The sequence below is a fragment of the Loigolactobacillus zhaoyuanensis genome (assembly GCF_003946385.1).
GTDB classification, from domain to species: domain Bacteria; phylum Bacillota; class Bacilli; order Lactobacillales; family Lactobacillaceae; genus Loigolactobacillus; species Loigolactobacillus zhaoyuanensis.
Genome location: NZ_RHOE01000008.1, coordinates 46,335 through 63,716, shown reverse-complemented (window position 1 = coordinate 63,716; position 17,382 = coordinate 46,335). Strand labels below are relative to the sequence as shown.

Annotated in this window: 19 protein-coding genes; 14 read left to right on the top strand and 5 right to left on the bottom strand. The window is 47.6% G+C overall.

From position 1 onward, the window contains the following. Positions 1-261: 261 nt before the first annotated feature. The 3 genes from EKM76_RS03200 to EKM76_RS03190 form a co-directional block, all read right to left on the bottom strand. Positions 262-510, bottom strand: a complete 249-nt coding sequence (locus tag EKM76_RS03200; protein WP_125549245.1) for a DUF2922 domain-containing protein — start codon at positions 508-510, stop codon at positions 262-264. A 494-nt stretch (positions 511-1,004) separates the two neighbouring features. Next, on the bottom strand, positions 1,005-1,208 hold the full coding sequence (locus EKM76_RS03195; protein WP_125549244.1) for a DUF1659 domain-containing protein: 204 nt from the start codon (positions 1,206-1,208) through the stop codon (positions 1,005-1,007). Between the two features lie 427 nt (positions 1,209-1,635). Then, complete coding sequence (locus EKM76_RS03190; RefSeq protein ID WP_125549242.1) at positions 1,636-2,133, bottom strand: sigma-70 RNA polymerase sigma factor region 4 domain-containing protein; 498 nt, start codon at positions 2,131-2,133, stop codon at positions 1,636-1,638. Between the two features lie 285 nt (positions 2,134-2,418). Between EKM76_RS03190 and EKM76_RS03185 the strand changes: the two genes are divergently transcribed. The 9 genes from EKM76_RS03185 to EKM76_RS03145 all read left to right on the top strand — a co-directional run bounded on the left by EKM76_RS03185 (position 2,419) and on the right by EKM76_RS03145 (position 9,388). Continuing rightward, complete coding sequence (locus EKM76_RS03185; RefSeq protein WP_125549240.1) at positions 2,419-3,204, top strand: hypothetical protein; 786 nt, start codon at positions 2,419-2,421, stop codon at positions 3,202-3,204. Positions 3,205-3,493: 289 nt separating this feature from the next. Continuing rightward, positions 3,494-4,381, top strand: a complete 888-nt coding sequence (locus tag EKM76_RS03180; RefSeq protein WP_125549238.1) for a conserved phage C-terminal domain-containing protein — start codon at positions 3,494-3,496, stop codon at positions 4,379-4,381. Next, positions 4,365-5,696 carry a DnaB-like helicase C-terminal domain-containing protein gene (locus tag EKM76_RS03175; protein WP_125549236.1) on the top strand — a complete coding sequence of 444 codons (1,332 nt, stop codon included), beginning with the start codon at positions 4,365-4,367 and terminating at the stop codon, positions 5,694-5,696. The genes EKM76_RS03180 and EKM76_RS03175 overlap by 17 nt, the downstream gene beginning before the upstream one ends. A 24-nt stretch (positions 5,697-5,720) precedes the next feature. Further along, the gene (locus EKM76_RS03170) at positions 5,721-5,906 is read left to right on the top strand and encodes a hypothetical protein (RefSeq protein ID WP_125549234.1); all 186 of its coding nucleotides are present in this window, start codon (positions 5,721-5,723) and stop codon (positions 5,904-5,906) included. A 36-nt stretch (positions 5,907-5,942) separates the two neighbouring features. Next, entirely contained in the window at positions 5,943-6,164 is a 222-nt protein-coding gene (locus tag EKM76_RS03165; protein ID WP_125549232.1) for a hypothetical protein, read from the top strand. Between the two features lie 222 nt (positions 6,165-6,386). Beyond that, positions 6,387-6,746, top strand: a complete 360-nt coding sequence (locus EKM76_RS03160) for a type II toxin-antitoxin system RelE/ParE family toxin (RefSeq protein WP_125549251.1) — start codon at positions 6,387-6,389, stop codon at positions 6,744-6,746. Between the two features lie 2 nt (positions 6,747-6,748). Next, positions 6,749-7,039: a helix-turn-helix domain-containing protein gene (locus EKM76_RS03155; protein ID WP_125549230.1), complete on the top strand. Its 291-nt coding sequence runs from the start codon at positions 6,749-6,751 to the stop codon at positions 7,037-7,039. A 99-nt stretch (positions 7,040-7,138) separates the two neighbouring features. Beyond that, positions 7,139-7,765 (top strand): hypothetical protein, encoded by a 627-nt coding sequence (locus EKM76_RS03150; RefSeq protein ID WP_125549228.1) that lies wholly within the window; start codon positions 7,139-7,141, stop codon positions 7,763-7,765. 108 nt (positions 7,766-7,873) lie between these two features. Beyond that, positions 7,874-9,388, top strand: coding sequence for a hypothetical protein (locus EKM76_RS03145; RefSeq protein WP_125549226.1), 1,515 nt, complete (start codon positions 7,874-7,876; stop codon positions 9,386-9,388). Between the two features lie 898 nt (positions 9,389-10,286). On the opposite strand, the gene EKM76_RS03140 is transcribed toward EKM76_RS03145, so the two are convergent. Together EKM76_RS03140 and EKM76_RS03135 are read right to left on the bottom strand one after the other, a co-directional pair. After that, entirely contained in the window at positions 10,287-10,703 is a 417-nt protein-coding gene (locus EKM76_RS03140) for a hypothetical protein (RefSeq protein ID WP_125549224.1), read from the bottom strand. Between the two features lie 242 nt (positions 10,704-10,945). Beyond that, positions 10,946-11,956: an ABC transporter substrate-binding protein gene (locus EKM76_RS03135; RefSeq protein ID WP_125549222.1), complete on the bottom strand. Its 1,011-nt coding sequence runs from the start codon at positions 11,954-11,956 to the stop codon at positions 10,946-10,948. 473 nt (positions 11,957-12,429) lie between these two features. Between EKM76_RS03135 and EKM76_RS03130 the strand changes: the two genes are divergently transcribed. From EKM76_RS03130 to EKM76_RS03110, 5 genes are all read left to right on the top strand, one after another. Continuing rightward, complete coding sequence (locus EKM76_RS03130) at positions 12,430-12,558, top strand: methanol dehydrogenase (protein ID WP_125549220.1); 129 nt, start codon at positions 12,430-12,432, stop codon at positions 12,556-12,558. Between the two features lie 152 nt (positions 12,559-12,710). Next, positions 12,711-14,405: an oleate hydratase gene (locus EKM76_RS03125; protein ID WP_125549218.1), complete on the top strand. Its 1,695-nt coding sequence runs from the start codon at positions 12,711-12,713 to the stop codon at positions 14,403-14,405. Positions 14,406-14,599: 194 nt separating this feature from the next. Next, on the top strand, positions 14,600-14,800 hold the full coding sequence (locus EKM76_RS03120) for a hypothetical protein (RefSeq protein WP_164507570.1): 201 nt from the start codon (positions 14,600-14,602) through the stop codon (positions 14,798-14,800). Between the two features lie 281 nt (positions 14,801-15,081). After that, positions 15,082-15,489 (top strand): MORN repeat-containing protein, encoded by a 408-nt coding sequence (locus tag EKM76_RS03115; protein WP_125549216.1) that lies wholly within the window; start codon positions 15,082-15,084, stop codon positions 15,487-15,489. After that, positions 15,479-17,347, top strand: coding sequence for an acyltransferase family protein (locus EKM76_RS03110; RefSeq protein ID WP_125549215.1), 1,869 nt, complete (start codon positions 15,479-15,481; stop codon positions 17,345-17,347). The genes EKM76_RS03115 and EKM76_RS03110 overlap by 11 nt, the downstream gene beginning before the upstream one ends. Positions 17,348-17,382: the final 35 nt, after the last annotated feature.

Here is a 17,382-nt window from a genome sequence, read left to right as displayed (position 1 = left end):
CCAAGGAATCCAAGACGCGCTTAACCACCGGCCACGTCGGAGCTTGAACTACAACTGCGCCAGTGAACTATTCATTGATTTAGATGATTAACTATACCAATTTATAAGAATAGGTCGATACTGTTGCACTTGATTTGACAATTTGGGATTTATATTAGATTAAGAAATTATTGATTTTTAAATAAAATATTTGTAGTCATTTTTTAATTCTTTTCATACAGAAAAAGGCGCCCAAATGGACGCCTTTTTGCGTTGAACTAATTACTCAGTGGCATCGGCTTTTTCAGCGTCTTCGCCACCGAAAATTGGTGTGACTGTCCGTTCAACGTACTGTGCTTTGATCGGCAAAGCGTACGGATTGCAGGCTTCGACTTCAAACATTTTCAGGTCGGCGATGGTTTGCATCGCCGTTTTGACCGTTGTTTCTGCCAAAGTCTGGGCGGCGTAATTCAACCGCATGTGCTTGGTTTTGCCGTTTTCGCTTTTGAATTCCATATCAAGTTGTTTCATGGGAAAGCTCCTCTCTGTGTTGGGATAGGGAATGAAATGTGCTGAGTCTGCCGCGGAACTTACGCTGGGGCGAGCGTGGGTTTGTGGTGCGGCTCAGATGGAAACTGTGTGGCTGCACTCTGCTAGTTAGTTGAAACGTGCTAAATTAGGCAGACTTTTCCGCTCAGCTACGCTATGAGAACGAGCCATTTCATGTCTCTTATCTCCTAGCTAGGCTGATACTCAAAGTCTAGCGCCTAATTTACCACTCTAACCAAAACGTGCTTAGCAGTGCAACTCCCTCCGCCTAGCTACGTTAGCTAAACTGTCTGCTGACGCAGCCAATTCATCTAACTAGGCTATGCTCGGGAGCTGAGCGCACTGCAAACCACTCTAATCGAAACGTGCGATGAAGCGCAGATTCCTGCGGTTAACTACGCTAGGCCAACTGTCTGCTGCGCAGCCAATTCGTCTAGCTAGGTTAATCCTCAGAATCTCCCGCACTTCATCCCACTCTAACCCACGTAGTCGTGTCGTTCGTATGTCACGGCGACTGCGCCGGTGTAGCCTTCTTCGGCGAGTTCAGCGATGGCGGTGCCGAACTTGTCGAATTGGTCAGTCGTTGTGCCTTCTTTGATGTTGACGAACTTGTGCGTCGCTTCACCGTCGATGTCGTCGCCGACTGTTTTAATTTCTAGGTTAGTTTTTTCCCAAACCATGTGATGACCTCCTCATCATTATTAAAGTAGATTTCTGTGACCAGAAATCAGGATCTTCCGGAACGGATGTCCTTCCTCACTACGTTGCGAAAAGCGCAACTAGTCGGACAGGCTCCTCATCAATTTTAGTGTGGATTTCTGTTGCCAGAAATCAAGATTTTCCGGAACGGATGTCCTTCCTCGCTATGTTGCAAGAAGTGCAACTAGTCGGACAGGCTCCTCATCAAATTTAGTGTAGATTAACTCATTTTGAAGGTGCAAATGCGGCCGCTATTTTACCTTCTATACTAGTCTCGATTGAGCGGGCGTTTTAGTGCCATATTTGCGTCACTTTTTTAAAATAAGTTTTTAAAACGCGCTAGATCAGGCTTTCCAGCGTGATAAATTAGTGCTTGATTAGCTAGTAATTGAGAATTGCTATCAATTACTAGCAATTTTCTCGTGTTAATTGTTCAATAGTTGTGCGAATTTTTTTCTGAAAGCGGAAGACGGTGCGTCGGCTAACGTTTAATTCGCGGCAAATATAGTCGAGCGGTAGTTCGCAGGCGTAAGCCAGTTCTAAGAAGCGGTACTCTTCGGCGGTGAGGCGTTTTTTGAGTGCGTCGGCTAAGTCGACTAGCTCAAAATTGGAGTCGATATAGGCGCTTGCTTGAACGGTTGGCGCGTAACTGGCTTGGTTGTTAGTGTGATAATTCTCATGGCGCAATTGATCAACGAGTTGGCAATACATCCGGACGTAGAAGAAGGCTTCGCGGGATACTGGATCGGTGGGGAGTTTGTTGGCGAATTTTTCTTCCAGGGCTACGTAGATCAGTAGGCAATCCTGGAAATAGTCTTCAAAATTAGGGTGCTTTTGGGTGATGCCGGCGCGGTTTAAGACGCTGTAAATGAGTTTACTGTTGGCTAATGCGGTTTTAAATGTCATGGGAACACAACCTTTGATTTAGTTTGTGTCCCAGGCCTAGGACGAAATTAATATACAATTGGTGCGCTGAAATCAACAAATCACAAAAATCGAAAAATGGTCACGCGTTTAATTGCGAATTTCGCCAAGTCGGCGTTTTTGCATTATAAATGTGTGACTTTTTAGTGGCAGCTAATTAAATTTTTATTTAATGTGAATGCGTTTTCACAAATACGCTGATTTATGGTATTTTATTAATGCATACTATAAGTGTAAGTGTGTGAATTTTCAGTTGGAGGCGGTTTGATGGAACAATTTGGTGATTCAGTGGTTAGTTTTGATCTGCAGCATGAACAAGCGTATGCCGATAGTGGGGCGGCAGAATTTTGTAAATACTTTGAGCCCAATGAAAACACGGTTTATGTGGCTAAGTTGCCCGACAAAGTTAAGCATGGCTCGAAGCGGTATGTGACTGGTTTATACGGCATCAACGGCAAGGTGATCTATTGTGAGGAGTCGACGTGTCAAATTATGCGGCGTTTCAGTCGGTCGGCAATTTATAGCTATGAGCTTTCAAAATGTTTGGGTAAGCACCTTAATTTGACTAATTATCCGTACTTTTGTGGGCAGCAATCGTTTGCGACCGAGGATAGTCCGCGGCGGGGCACGCCCACCGGCTGGATCTGCAGTCAATGGTACCGTGGCGCTAAGACGGTCGATGGCGCCACGTGGGTCATTTTCAAGCGCGGTCAGCAGCAGGTGCAGGTGCGCGCGGACATCAAGCGTGATTCGCTGCACTATCAATTGGGGTTGATCCGTTTTGCGCTTGAACGTGCGCAAGATATTCTTTGGCGCAAAATGAGCTATCTAGGTAAAAAGGTAGAATTTCAAATCAGTGTGCAAAGCCATTTACCGAGTTTGGCGCCGATCGATCAGCCAACCGTGCCGACTGTGCAACAAATGCGTGAGTGGCATATCAGCGACTATGGTCAGCAGATCACCCGGGAAATTGCGGGTAACGAAGGCATTCCGGAGAAAAAGTTGACGCATTATGCTAAGAAACAACTGAACCCAGAATTTCGGCGCCGCTAGCATTTACGGCAAGGTAATGACCCGTTTGCGTTTGCGTAAAATAGATTTTACGGGTACGTAAGACCAGCTCTACGTTTGCGTAAACCGAGTTGCAAAGTTAAATCAACAAGGCCAAAAGTAGCAATAAAAAACTTTAAGTTAGAAACCGCGTCGGAATGGGATCCGATGCGGTTTTTTAAATTTTTTTAAAAAAGTTTGGCACTATTTGGGTCGCTCAAACGAGACTAGTATAGAACCAAAAAAAACGCACCAAGTTTTTACGGGACTAATTATGCTTAGGAGTGATTTTATGGAACCCATGTTGGCGATCCCGATAAACCTATTTCAGGAACCCGGATGGATACAGCTGGATAAAGCAACGACGAAGATCCAATGGCGCAACATAATGGCGGTCTGGAACGCCTTACTTTTTCATGCGGCTAAGTTGAATCACGCGGGCTTAGTTTACAAAACGCGCGACCAGCCACTGGCAATGCTGACCATAGCTAAATGGGCTAAGATCACCCATTCCGAACTGATCCAACCCTTGCTGCATTTATTACAAACTAACCAGCAAATCAGCGCCACCGCTGCCGGCCATTATCAAATCTGCCACTGGGAACGCTTTGTCGTGGTCGACGCCGACAATTACGCCGGCCTAGTCAAATTCTACGACCCCAAGCAACCGCAGCCGACCCGCACGCCACCGCCGCAGTCGGCAACTGGGCCTGCCAGCGTCACGCCACTAGCGCTGCAGAAATACACCCCCGAGCAGCGGACCAAGCTAGCGGCGACCAGCGCTAAAATTTTAGCCTACCTGCAGCAGCAGTCGGGCAAGCAATTTGAGAACGCGGTGGCGACGCAGCAATTATTAGCCGACTTGTTCGATTCAAAAGTGACGGTCAAGCAGATCAAGCAGGTGATCGACTGGAAATGTAAGGATTGGTACGGCGGCGATTTTTGGAAGTTTGTTCGGCCGCAGACTTTATTTGGACCGAAGTTTAAGCAGTATTTGTTGGAGGCGCCACCGCCACCTCACGTGCAGCCAGCCGCGCAGTTGACCCGGGCACAATATCTACGTGATCTATACCAACTAAGCTGTGGCGACGTGGCTATGGTGTTGGCGCGGGCGGCGGATGAGCAAGTTGAAGTGACTAAAACAGAAGTGGAGGCAATTGGACATGAGCTTGGATACTAACGTGGTGCACTATTTGTTGCACCATCCAGAGGCGATCAAAACGGTGAGCATTGAGCCAGTTTGGTTTAGCGGCAAAAGTTGTCGCGAGTTTATTGAATTTATGGTGACTGATCAGGGACCGTACCGGGATTTTGTTGAGCTACAGCGGCGCTTTCAGGCGGCGTACCCGCAGGCGTTTGAAGCGGCTGATTGGCAAGCCTTCGAGCAGCCGTGTGCGGCGGAACAACTTTTCGTGGATAGTGTGCAGGCGCAGCATTTCTGGTTCGTTCAGGGCAACACGCAAATGGCGGCTCAAGCATATTTTGCCACGCCTAGTTCTGAAAATTTAGTTGAGTTGCAGGCGCAAAGTCGCCAATTAATGGCGTTGAACGAGCCGCCGTCACCGACTAAATCGATCACCGAGCACGGCGCTAATTTAGCGGCTTGCCTGGCGTTGCCGCAGCCGGTCGGCATCAAAACATTTGCCAACGTGGATCGGGTGTTCAACGGCGGTTTGCGCGGCGGCATGCTGTGGACCATCGGCGCGCGGCCTGGCGTGGGGAAGTCGGCCTTTGCCTTGAATCTGATCGAGCAGGCGGTGAAGTATGCGCCGGAGTTGACGGTCGATCTATTTTCTCTAGAAATGACCGCCAGCGATAATTACCAGCGGATCTTAGCCTGTGAAACTGGCGTGGCGGCCGGCAAATTCACCAATCCGTATCAAATGAGTGCCGCCGAAAAGCAGCAGGTCCGCGCCGGCATCAGCAAGCTGGATCAGCAGCACTTGTATTTGCATGATAAGCTGCTGATCTTGCCGCAGATCATTAAAACCATCCGCGCTCACGCCGCCCAAGCCGCGCCGGGACAATACTTGGCGGTGATCGATTATTTACAGATCATCAGCCTTGATCGGGTGGCGGCGCGCAGTGACCGGCGGCTGGAGGTCGAAGCCATCACCCGTGAACTGAAATTACTGACCAACGAGCTGGATCTGCCGATCATTTTATTCTCACAATTGAACCGCGAGCTAGAAAAGCGCGTCGATCGCACGCCGCAATTAGCCGACCTGCGCGAATCCGGCAGCATTGAGCAAGACTCAAATACGGTCAGTTTTTTGTATCCCGTTAGCACCGACGAAGAACAGCGGGCCGAGCGCCATTTGAACCTGATTTTCCGTAAAAATCGCTCTGGCCAGCTGGCTGAATTAGCCTTCAGCTTCATCCCCAGCCAAATGCGCTTCACACCGCAGTTAGTGCAGGACACGCCAGTTGCCACCGGTGACGGTCAGGTGAACATGCAAAATGACGTGGTGCCAGCGGACGTCCGCGGACGATAAAAAAATTTAAAGGAGGTGAGACCGATGCTTGAAACCATGCCAGTTAGTAACGCGAAAATGCACCTGAACCGCCTAGTTCGCGAGCTTGATCGCACAGATGGCGCGCTAGTGATCCGCAATATGCGCACCAACGATTGTGTCGTTGTATTGGCGGCACATAAGTGGCAGCCGGAACTAGAACAGTTGCTGGGCCAGGAGCTAACGCTTTAAGTTGCTTTTCTTTAACTGATCAATAGGAGGGATTCAATGACTGATTTAGGATCACCGCAATTGCCGGCGGCACGCTACGATTTTTTAGGGCGACCGCTGCAGGCCAGCGACAAGGTTTGTTGTTTGGGTCAGCTTTTGTACCGGCAGGCAGATGCCGCCGAGTTTTTACAATTTTTACAGTACTTGTGTCTGAACCAAGCAAGCGCCGCCGGCATCTTGCGCTTGCTAGGCGCGCGGCAGTTGGTGGCTGCCGAGTAGAGTGCTAGCCGCAAACGAAGTTAATTGAGCAAAAACGATCAGCGCCAGCAATTATTGTGGCGGTGATCGTTTTTTTGAGAAAGTAAAAAATAAGGCGGTGTTTTTTGCGTAGATTATAGATATAGGGAGGTGCTCAGGCTGTATAGCGTTAATACTTGAGCTAAATTTGAGAAATAAATTAGGTCAATGATCGGTTTTAAACGCATATATGCTATAATGATTATGAAAATGCCGCAGTTTCGTTCTTATATTAATAGCAATGGTAAAGATGAATTTAAGGAGTTTTATCAGCGGCTGCCCGTGGCTGATCAGAGAAAGCTTGCTGCTGCGATCATGATCACAGAAGAAAAGGGCCTTGTGATCGCTAGTCGTTTAGAAATTATAAAGAAGCTTGAGCACAACTTGTTTGAGTTACGCTCGCAACGCGGTAGTAATATTCAGCGTGCGCTCTACTTTCACGTTGTTGACGATCATTATGTGATCACACATGGATTTACTAAGAAGACACAAAAAACGCCACGACGTGAAGTGGAACACGCCAAAACTATTCGTGCAGAATTTAACCGTAGAAAGAAGGTCTAATTATGGCAAAAGAATTGACGCATACTGCCAGTGTTGATGACTTGATCAAAGCTAGTCTGGAAAATCCAGCGTTTCGCGAGGGCTTTTACACGGAGTATAATCAGCTTGCTAGTGCCGCTGCATTAATTGAAGCGCGGCAGATGGCTGGGCTGACCCAACAAGAGCTAGCCATGCGAGCTAAGTTGCCGCAAACCACGATCGCACGGATTGAGCGCGGTCACAATACGAGCATTGCCACATTGACCAAGTTGGCTAATGCGTTAGGCAAAAAAGTAACGGTGACGATCACTTAGTGGGCAACCAGCTGTTGTTGCAACACCACTTTGCCTTCACCACCGCGCATGCTATACTGAAAAGCAAACGTTCACAAACTAGTGTAGTGGAGGCAAGTTATGGAAAATGATCTAAAAACCTTACAGCACGATTTGACCGCGCTGATCGATGGTCTGGATGGCCAGCTGTTTAAGCCGATTTTTGCGCGTCTGACCGATGTTTACGTAACCGGGATGTCCCTAGGCGTCGAGGCGGCGTATGGTTATTTTATCGCCCAGGATCAGGGCATCCCAATGGCCGAATTAGCGACCACGATCCCTGATTACACGCGGACGATGCAGGCGCAAGTCTTGCGGATCTATCGCACCTTGAAGGACCGCTTGCAAAATGAAGATTCACCCGATTATGCGTTGATGGCTGCCCGGTTGCGTGGCCAAATTTTAGCTGATCCTAAGTTAGCGCCTTGGGTAGCGGCGGAACGGTTGACCACAATTGACTTTGGCAACAAAGATCTGCTGGATATTTATTTTTACGGCTACTGGTACGGCTTCAAGATCAGTTTCTTGACCGCACTGACCCAAAATAATGACATTTATCGGCAGCAGCCAGTGGCGCCCGATGCTAGCAACGACTTGGTCGAGCAACTGGCAACTTATGAGATCGACGCGCAGTACCGTTTTACCTTGAAAAATGACGCCGCATTGACGACGACGTATTATAATATTTTAAACGGGCCGTTTGTGTGACCGCGCTGAATAGGGTGTTGTGGGTGGCTACTTTGGCTATTTCCCGCGGCGCCGTTTTTTGGTAAAATAAATGAATTCCGGAAAAAAACGATAGGTGGCGTTTGTAACATGGATCCGTATCTCGACACATATGCCAACTGGTATCCCAGCGATTACCAAGTCGGCGCTTATCCCCGCAGCAACGGCGCGCGCCAGTACACCGAAACGGAACGTATGGAAATTTATCGCACGCTGACCACGGCCCAGCGCAACGTGGTCAACGACTACAAACGCCGCCAGATCAGCTCGGCGATGCTGAATATCAGCTACATGCGCGACGCCGAGTGGGTGTTCGTGCAGCGCAACGTCGACCCTGATTTCGTCCGCGGCAAGCCGGCCAAGTATCACTGCATCTGCCACCGACCACTGAAATATCAGTTCGTGCTCCAAGCCCGCAGCGACGCCACAATAGTCAAAAAGCTAGGCATCAAGCACTTTTCTGATCACTTAGGCATCCCATTGAAAGTCGTCAACGAGATCCAAGCCGGCGTCCATAAAATCGACCTGGCGTTTGATGAATTATTGTGGCTTAAGCGCCAGCGTTACAGCTTTCCAACCAGTCTGTGGCGGCGCTATGTTTATGCGCACTTCATCAATAATCAGTTAGCCGTACCGTACAAAATGAATCACCATCTCTGGCTGCGTTTGCTGGACTTCAAGCAAGCGGATATGCCGATCTTCACTCTGGATCACGCCACCGTGCTGAATGAGATCGCGCAGATCGACCAGCTAGCGGACGCCGCGGCGCAGCCATTGGCAGCACCGCACCAGGAGACCTTTGAGCATTATCTAGCTGATGTGCAGGCATATTCTAAATTGCCTTTGTTTAAGTTCGCCAACTTTTGGAACGCCAGTAGTCAGCCGTTTTTAACCAAATGGGCGCTGGCGCATGACGCCCAGCCGGGGGACTTTTATTTCCGTCAGTTGTTGCAAGTTTTGCAAACGCCCAGTCGCTGGAAATATTCCTGGGCCACATTTCCGTTTAAGGCTGGCACTAAGCTAGTCCAGCCGGACGTTTCCCAGTACATGGCGCAGTTGGCGCAGCGCTATCCATTAGATGAAAATTTCTTCAACGAATTACCGCTATTTTTCCGGCGCGGCTTGCGTCAAGCTTTGCGCGAGCAAAAAGCGGCGGCTAAACCTGCACCGACCACGGTTGCGCCACCACGGCCGGTAGCACCAGCGCCGCAGCAATACGCCAGCCATGCCGCCGCGTTGCAACTTTACAATCAGTGGCGAAGTATCGCGCCGGCTGCGCAAGCGGACGCCTTCGCCCAATTTCAGTTGTTAGTGCAAGACGATCTAGCGCCGCAGGTAGCTGGACAGCTGAATTCAGTGTTTTTTGATAAACTATTTAATCTTTTGCTAACGCTCAATCCGCTTAACGCCGCCCAGACTAAACAACCGCTGCAGCAATTACTGCAGCGGTCTGCGGTGGCGGAAACTAATTTAGCCGCACAACTGCTGGCCGCCACCACGGCATATCAGCGCACCGCTGACTTTGCCGCAAGTTTTAGTGCAGTACCGGCACCATTTTATGCAGAATTGGCCCAGCGCTTCGCTTATTTGACCACCCTTGAATGAAAAATAAGCTGGTTAACGTGAAATTACGGTTTTTTCTGAAGTTTGTCTGTAAGCATAGTTGGTGAGCTTACATTCCGGCGCCAGTGGACGGAACGAGTGGGCGCGTTGGCGAGCTAATTTTTCCTGAATAAATACAAAGGCGGACGGAAAAATGGATCTCGCCAGCCACGCATAGTTCTAAATGGCACAGACCACCATTAAGAACTATCGACATATCTGGTCCACTGGCGACTCCATTCCAGCAGGCAATGGTTGAACGTTCAATTGTTGGTTGTTTAGGTGGCAAACTTAGTGATGATCAGAACACGAAAACACCGGTAAAACAGTTTAAAGCTGTTTTGCCGGTGTTTTTATGCGCATATAATCTACTTGAAAACTGCGAATCGCTAACAACTGCCGATTAATCCTAATTGAACTAACTAAGACAATTAAACTAACTAATTAAATAGTGTTCTAAAACTGCCAAGGTGGAATGGAGGCGCTGGCGTATCACTGTCGCTCGTTCTTAATAACACTATTTACAAGTATCACAATTAGTACTTATTTGCTAAACAGAACTTGCTTCCCGTTGTCGATTGGACTATTGCCAAAGTGCGGCAAGTCCAAGTCGCAGCTGTGTCGATGGTACTTGGTGACTGAATTGTGGTCGCCTAGTACCATGCGCCACTGTCGCTCGTTCTTATCAACTAAGTTCGACAAGTATCTCAATTAGTACTTATTCGCTAAACAGAACGCTCTTCCCGCTGTCGATTGAACTAAGGCAAAAACCGCCAAGTTCAAGTCGCACGCGTTCCATACGCCAGCGCCGGAATGGAACCAAACTAAATCCGTTTACGCGTTAATATTACCGCCCGATTTCAGCAAGAATTCAAGTATTTCTGTACTATAATTAAGCGCCTTAAGTTCGGGCCCGAAATTGGTGACGGCACTGCGGACAGGTGATTTGAATTTTGCCTTTGCCACGGGGGATGCGGATCCGCTGGTGGCAACTTTTACAAGTGAAAAAACGATATTGCTTGCGCTGCTGCCATTCACGGTAACGGCGCCGCAGTGGTTTCGTCACCCAATTGGTGTGCTGCTGGAATTTAGTGTTTTCAGCGGCGCGCTGATAAATTTTGCGGGAAAAGATCCGCCAATAAGCGACCACCAACACTAGCAGGCCCAGCAGATTGAGCCAAGTCGTGTGCACAAATAGGGTCAAGAAAATCAGCAGCAGTCCGACCGCCATTAAAAATTTATTCAAACTATCCATGATCCCGTAACGGCCGCGCATAAACGCCGCGACCTTATAAAGCCATTTTGGTGGTTGTTTCAATTGTCTCAGCCTCACTTTTAATTTAGATAGTATATTTGAAAAAACAGAGCGGCGTTAGCGTTGTCTGCTTTTCCAGCATTGATCACTCTATACTATGCCAAATAAAAGTAAAAAAGTCATCGGTCGAAAGCCGCAGAATTCAAAAATTAACCGGTACAGACGCATCGTGTTTGCGTCATTTTCCAACGGCAAAAAGTCCAACTTCATAGTTGGACTTTTTGGCATCTTTTAGTTAAATCAACTTAATCGGCACCGGTCTGCATGATCTTGGTGTCAACATAATCGGCGGGGGTCAATAGGCTGCTACTTTGCTTCAACAAGCCTAATTTAACAAAATTATTTTGTTGGGTGGTGTACAGCTTCAGTAACGCGCCATTTTTAGCCATCGTTTTGACTTCTTTGGCGGTGTACAGCTTGATCACTGACTTCAATTGGGTTTTGATCGAGCTGGTGCTAACGCCTAACAATTTAGCCGTCCATTTAGCGGTGTTGCCGCCTTTGACCCGGTAATCCATTGCCTGGTACATCGCGGTGTCGAACTTCTTGATCAGCGCCGAATTTTTACTGGCGAAGCGCTTAGTCACGACCCACGAGCTGACCGACGGCATTTTAGTCAAATAATCGTTGTCGCTGGCCAAGGTGACGGCGTTACTGCCGAGTTTGCTAGTGATCGTGTCGGTGCTAGGCGACCACGCCGCCGCAGCGTCAACTTTGCCGGCGGTCATTGCCGTGGCGATGGCGGCAGCACTCATGTTGACGATGGTCACATCCGACTCGCTTAAGCCGGCCGATTCCAGCGCCGTGTCGAGAATGACCTGACTGCTAGTACCGCTGACTACCGCGACTTTTTTACCTTTGAGATCCTTGATGCTGGTGATGCCGGATTTCTTGTTGGCAATCAATTTATCGCTGGTGCTCAAACTATCGAACAGCACGACTTTGGCTTGTCCTTTGGCGAGCGCCGTGTGCGCGCCAGTGCTGATCTGACCGAAATCAATGCTGCCGGACTTCATCGCCGCCAAAATCGACGGTCCATCTTGGAAGGTGACCAACTTGACCTTTAAGCCTTGCTTTTCAAAATAGCTGGCTTCCTTGGCCACCGCGACTAAACTCGCGCTGTTCACGTTAGCCATATAACCAATTTTTATCGTTGTTGTTTTAGTTGATTGGCTGGCCGAATTTTTGCCGCAGCCAACCATGATCACGGCCAAAAGCATTACGATCAGCAATTGCCACCAATGTCGTTTCCGCAAAATTACCACGTCCTTTTTTTATAATGTTGTTAGCATAAAGGGGGTAACTTAAATTCAGCTTAAGCGCGGACGGCGAAATGAAAAATCGGAAAAGAAACGTATATTCAGCGTGATAAGTTTATGTAAAAGGCTGAATACGTTTCTATTTATAGGGTGGTAGTATCAGATTGGAAAAGAGCGCTGACGACTAGTGAATTGATCCGGCGTATTTATGAAATTTTGACTAAAGTTAATTATTATATGTTTAAACTACGCAAAATAACTGATTTATTTTTTTAAATTTATCAATTGCGGACAGTCTGGCAGAAGTGTCCGGTTGGGCTTGAATTTTAAATTTAACGCTTTATACTAGAGGCGTAATGTAGTTTAAGGATATTGATTATCGCTTTTTCAGAAAAATTCTCCCTTAGCTATTTTTACAAGCAACTGGCAACAGGATCAATTAAAACGCAAGTAAGAAGGGAGTCAGCAGCATGAATAAAAACTCAGTTTATTGGGGCGTCACAGTCGGTTTACTAGCAGCTGGTGTTTTGTATCTTGCTAAGAAGACTGGATTCTTTGAAGACGACCGTCATTTATATGACGAATTTGAATCGCGTTAAGCACCGACTTAGTGCGATATTTCCAAGTCAGGCCGGCGGTCAAACGCAGTAATTATTTTGCCAGTCAGACGAATTTAACGTAAACGTGTTGCTAAAAGTCACGCTTGATGCTTTTTCCAGCACACGCTAGTTAATTATTGGAGGAAACGATTATGCGAAAAAATAAAGCTGTTATGATCGGTGCCGGCTTAGCTAATATGGCCGCTGCCGTTTACTTGATTCAAGAAGGTCACTGGAATGGCGATCAGATCACGTTCTATTCACTGGATGACCATGGTTCTAACGATGGTGCGCCCACTGATTCAGTGACCGACGAATATTGGAACAAGAATCATCCCATGGAAAATCGTAAAGGTTACGTTGCCCGTGGCGGCCGCATGCTCAATTATCGGACTTACGTTGATTTAATGGATCTGTTGGATCGCATTCCTTCCGCCACCGAACCGAATATGACAGTCGCCGAGGATACCCACGATTTTGACGCCAAGCATCGGACCTTTGATAAGGCGCGCTTGCTAGAAGGCGGTAAGGGGATCGTCAATGGTAGTCACCTAGGCCTGAATAATTCGGATCGGCTGCATTTAACTAAGTTGATCATGATGCCGGATTCAGACGAAGAAAAGTTGGATAATGTGACGATCGCCCAGTACTTCAGCGATGATCCACATTTCTTTGGCACTAATTTCTGGTTCATGTGGGAAACGACTTTTGCTTTTCGAGTACAAAGTTCGGCGCAAGAATTACGCCGCTATATGCACCAAATGATCTACGAATTTACCCAGATCGAACATTTAGTTGGGGTCAACCGGACCCGCTACAACCAGTATGAAAGCATTATGTTGCCACTGGTCAATTATTTACGCGCTCAAGGCTGCCATATCGTTTTGGACCGTTTAGTTACCGATTGGGAATTTAAGGACACTACGATGCAAGATGAGATCACCGTCACCGGTTTAGAAATGCAAAACACCGTCACTGGTGACACTGAGCACGTTACGATCGATGATGATACCGCGGTGATCTTCACTAACGGTTCGATCACTGATTCGGCGACATTAGGCGATCTCGATACGCCAGCACCAGAAAATATGGACTATGGCGCCGCAGCTAGTCTATGGAAGAAAGCCAGCGAACATTTCTATGATCTGGGTAATCCGGATAAATTCTTCGCTGACCGCGCCGCCAGTGAGTGGACCAGCTTTACGCTGACCACTAAAGATCATCTGTTGTTAAATGAGATCACGCGGATCACGACGCAGGTGCCGGGCAACGCGCTGAACTCCTTTATTTCAACTAGTCCGATCACGGCGCTAGGGCATAAAGATATTAACATGTCGATCGTGGTCCATCATCAGCCACATTTCACCAGCCAAAAGCCCAACGAAACGGTTATTTGGGGTTACTTCTTGTATCCACGGCGCCGCGGCGAATTTGTCGACAAACCGTACATCAAGATGACCGGTAAGGAAATGGCGCAAGAGTTGATTGGGCAATTGTCCAAGGTCGATCCTGGTCCCGGCAATATTCGTGACCATGAAGCGGCGATCATGGACAGTATCATTAACAATATTCCTGTCCATATGCCATACGCCTCAGCCTTGTTCAATAATCGGGCTAAAACTGATCGGCCGAAAGTTATTCCGCAGCATTCGACTAATCTGGCGTTCACCGGTGAATTCGCAGAACAGCCTTACCAGATGATCTTCACTGAACAAAGTGCTGTTCGTTCTGGCGAGATCGCGGCTTATCACTTTGCCGGGATCCCAATGGCCAACTTGGTCAAAACGCCACGTTACGACAAAGATCTTAAGACCTTAGCCAAGGCGGCCAAGAAAATGTTTAAATGATAATTAGTCGCTTTTAACATTGATCTTGTCCCTTAGTACACTGGCTGAATAAGCGTACTAAGGGACTTTTTTTGCGTTACTCAAATGAAAAAGCCGGAACTGCGCCACAGCCATTAAATTTTGTGGTACCATTATTTTAGAGTTTTAAGCACGTTTTCATCGCAAAATAGCGATCAGCAGTGGCGGGTTATTTAGTGCCGCCAGCTGATGGGCCTGCCCAAGCGCGTAAAGATATCCTGTTTTGGACTAGGATCGCTGCTGATTGGCAGGTGAAATTTGCCGTTGATGGGATCACAACTAAGCCGCTACTGGATTGGTTGCGTCAGCAAAAGTGTGCCGATTATGTTGAAGGCGACTATTTTGGCAAGCCGCAGTTACCACTATTGCACGATTAAAACTGTTACTAGCTCACCGCTTTGGTGGTGCCAGTAACAGTTTTTTTATTGCTGCGCAGCTCGGTTTTAGCCAAAAATGATCAGCTAGCGATAATCATATAAAAAAAATACGAAAAAATGATAGGTAAATGATATAATTTAATCAATATATTCGGTCTATTTATTGACAGTTAGGTCAAACGTTAAAATAGGCGGTAAGTTGCTTGTGGCGGGCTGATTTTGCGCATTGCGCAAGCAAAGTTATTAATCACTGATTTAATAATAGGGGGAACTTGATTTAGATGGGGCCGAGACAAAAAACGCGGACACGGCAAAGTCCTGTGCGCACAGTTGCGGAGATCATTAGTGTGATCGTCATTTTAGCATTAGCGGTGATCAGCTTTATACCGCCGTTTCATGGGGAAGCAAAAACCGAATTAGACCATGGTGCACTGACCTATCAGGGCCAGATGGCGGAAAATAAGTTCGCTGGCCAGGGTAAATTAAAATTACGTGATCAAGATTATTATGTCGGCCAATTTAAGGCGGGCCGTTTTGATGGTCATGGTCGATTTATCTCCCACGCCGGCTGGTCGTTCCAAGGTGATTTTAAGCGGGGCACCCCTAGTGGCAACGGGGAATTGAAGCTGCAGGGGAAGACGTTGTATAAAGGATTAGTAAAGGATGGAAAATTAGTCGATGCGAATTAAGTGGTTTAGTCTAGTTCGGGTAACTGGATTAGCATTAGTGTTGTTGTATCATTTCTTTCAAACTAAATTTACTGGCGGCTTCATTGGCGTTGACGTTTTTTTTGCGTTTTCTGGTTTTTTGATCACCGCGCTGATGGTCGACGAATTTGGCCGCTCCGGTGATTTTAAATTATTGGCTTTTTATCGACGCCGTTTTTATCGCATCGTGCCGCCACTATTTTTAGCCGTTTTACTGGTGATCCCGTTAACTTTTCTGGTGGGTCATGATTTCGTGACCAATATTGGTCGCCAAATTGCGGCTGCGTTAGGCTTTACCACCAATTATTTTGAGATCGCCACTGGTGGCAGCTACGAAAATAAATTCATTCCGCATTTGTTTGTCCACACTTGGTCATTAGCGGTTGAAATGCATTTTTACATTCTTTGGGGCTTGGTGGCCTTTAGTGGCGCCAAGTTGATCAAGCGGCTAACTAAAAAAGCTGAGCGGGCATTGCCGCGTTTTCGCGCTTTTTTAGGTATTTTGGCGTTTTTGTTAGCTAGCGGTAGTTTTGCGGCGATGTACATCGGCGCGGCTGGCTTGACTGATTTCTCGCGGGTCTATTTTTCAAGTGTGACCCATAGTTTTCCGTTTTTCGTCGGCAGTCTCTTAGGCGTGCTTAGCGGGATCAAATACCCACTGCCACTATTTAAATCGATCATGGCGCATGGTAATAAATACGTTGCCAGCGCCATGATGTACCTGAGTTTTGTTGGCCTAGTTAGCTTAGGTTACTGGCTTAAATTTGACCAGTTACTCACTTATCGTGGCGGCTTATTGGTGGCAACGCTACTGGCTGGGCTGATGATCTATAGTGCGCGGATTTTACATGATAAGACGCCGAACACAGCTGAACCGCGCTGGATCACTTTTTTGGCCGACGTCAGTTATAGCGTGTATCTATTTCACTGGCCACTTTACGTGATTTTTTCACATTTAATGAAAAACTGGCAGGCAGCCTTACTGACCACCGTTTTGTCGATTTTGCTGTCGGCGCTGTCGTATTATATTTTGGAGCCAGTGATCGCCGGCAAGCCAGCGCATGTTTTCAGTCATACGTTGAATTGGCGTCAGTTGCAAGCGCCGATAATCGTGGTTGGCTTGGCCTTAGTCGGGGTGACCGGCTATGTGGTCAAGGACGCGCCCCAGTTATCTTCGTTGGAACAGAATTTGTGGATCAGCGGCATTTACCAAGATGTCGATAAAGTTGCGGCGACCCATGATATGGCGTTAGCGGCGACGACGAAACCGCAAGCAGCCGCGGTAAAAGGGCAGCCAGCACCCGCTCAGCGACCAGCACCGACTGATCTGCCTAAAGGCGTGTCGATCATTGGCGATAGTGTGACTTTGGGCACGCGTCGTTATTTAGGTGAGCACGTGGCGGACAGTGCGATCGACGCTGAAGGCGACCGTACCATGGATCTCGCCTATAAAGTGATGATGGAGCAACAAAAGAATAACTTATTGCGCCAATATGTTGTGATCTGCATCGGCACTAACGCCTTGGATGATTATGCAGAACAGACCATGAAGTTAGTCAACGATTTAGCGCCAGGACATAAGTTGATTTTAATGACGCCCTATAATGCACAGGCCGGCGCTGATTGGAACTCGACACGTTTAGGCGATTTAGAACGTACCTTGCCGGATAAATATAAATTCATTACGATCGCCGACTGGGGTAAGATCGCCGCCCAGCATCCAGAAGTCTTTGAAGGTACCGATGGAGTCCATTTTGGCGGGATCGAAGCCGGCGATATTCTCTACGCCAAGGTGGTCAACCAAGCCTTAGCTGCCGCCAAGCACACACCAGCTAAATAAATAAATTCAAGGTTATTTTAAGCTGACTGCGGTAT

What these genes read in the sequence shown, in the direction of transcription:
- EKM76_RS03165 (WP_125549232.1), top strand. Translation starts at nt 5,943, where the DNA reads ATGACTGATTTAGGATCACCGCAATTGCCGGCGGCACGCTACGATTTT.
- EKM76_RS03110 (WP_125549215.1), top strand. Translation starts at nt 15,479, where the DNA reads ATGCGAATTAAGTGGTTTAGTCTAGTTCGGGTAACTGGATTAGCATTA.
- EKM76_RS03130 (WP_125549220.1), top strand. Translation starts at nt 12,430, where the DNA reads ATGAATAAAAACTCAGTTTATTGGGGCGTCACAGTCGGTTTACTAGCA.
- EKM76_RS03125 (WP_125549218.1), top strand. Translation starts at nt 12,711, where the DNA reads ATGCGAAAAAATAAAGCTGTTATGATCGGTGCCGGCTTAGCTAATATG.
- EKM76_RS03190 (WP_125549242.1), bottom strand. Translation starts at nt 2,133, where the DNA reads ATGACATTTAAAACCGCATTAGCCAACAGTAAACTCATTTACAGCGTC.
- EKM76_RS03180 (WP_125549238.1), top strand. Translation starts at nt 3,494, where the DNA reads ATGGAACCCATGTTGGCGATCCCGATAAACCTATTTCAGGAACCCGGA.
- EKM76_RS03155 (WP_125549230.1), top strand. Translation starts at nt 6,749, where the DNA reads ATGGCAAAAGAATTGACGCATACTGCCAGTGTTGATGACTTGATCAAA.
- EKM76_RS03175 (WP_125549236.1), top strand. Translation starts at nt 4,365, where the DNA reads ATGAGCTTGGATACTAACGTGGTGCACTATTTGTTGCACCATCCAGAG.
- EKM76_RS03115 (WP_125549216.1), top strand. Translation starts at nt 15,082, where the DNA reads ATGGGGCCGAGACAAAAAACGCGGACACGGCAAAGTCCTGTGCGCACA.
- EKM76_RS03170 (WP_125549234.1), top strand. Translation starts at nt 5,721, where the DNA reads ATGCTTGAAACCATGCCAGTTAGTAACGCGAAAATGCACCTGAACCGC.
- EKM76_RS03200 (WP_125549245.1), bottom strand. Translation starts at nt 510, where the DNA reads ATGAAACAACTTGATATGGAATTCAAAAGCGAAAACGGCAAAACCAAG.
- EKM76_RS03145 (WP_125549226.1), top strand. Translation starts at nt 7,874, where the DNA reads ATGGATCCGTATCTCGACACATATGCCAACTGGTATCCCAGCGATTAC.
- EKM76_RS03150 (WP_125549228.1), top strand. Translation starts at nt 7,139, where the DNA reads ATGGAAAATGATCTAAAAACCTTACAGCACGATTTGACCGCGCTGATC.
- EKM76_RS03185 (WP_125549240.1), top strand. Translation starts at nt 2,419, where the DNA reads ATGGAACAATTTGGTGATTCAGTGGTTAGTTTTGATCTGCAGCATGAA.
- EKM76_RS03195 (WP_125549244.1), bottom strand. Translation starts at nt 1,208, where the DNA reads ATGGTTTGGGAAAAAACTAACCTAGAAATTAAAACAGTCGGCGACGAC.
- EKM76_RS03160 (WP_125549251.1), top strand. Translation starts at nt 6,387, where the DNA reads ATGAAAATGCCGCAGTTTCGTTCTTATATTAATAGCAATGGTAAAGAT.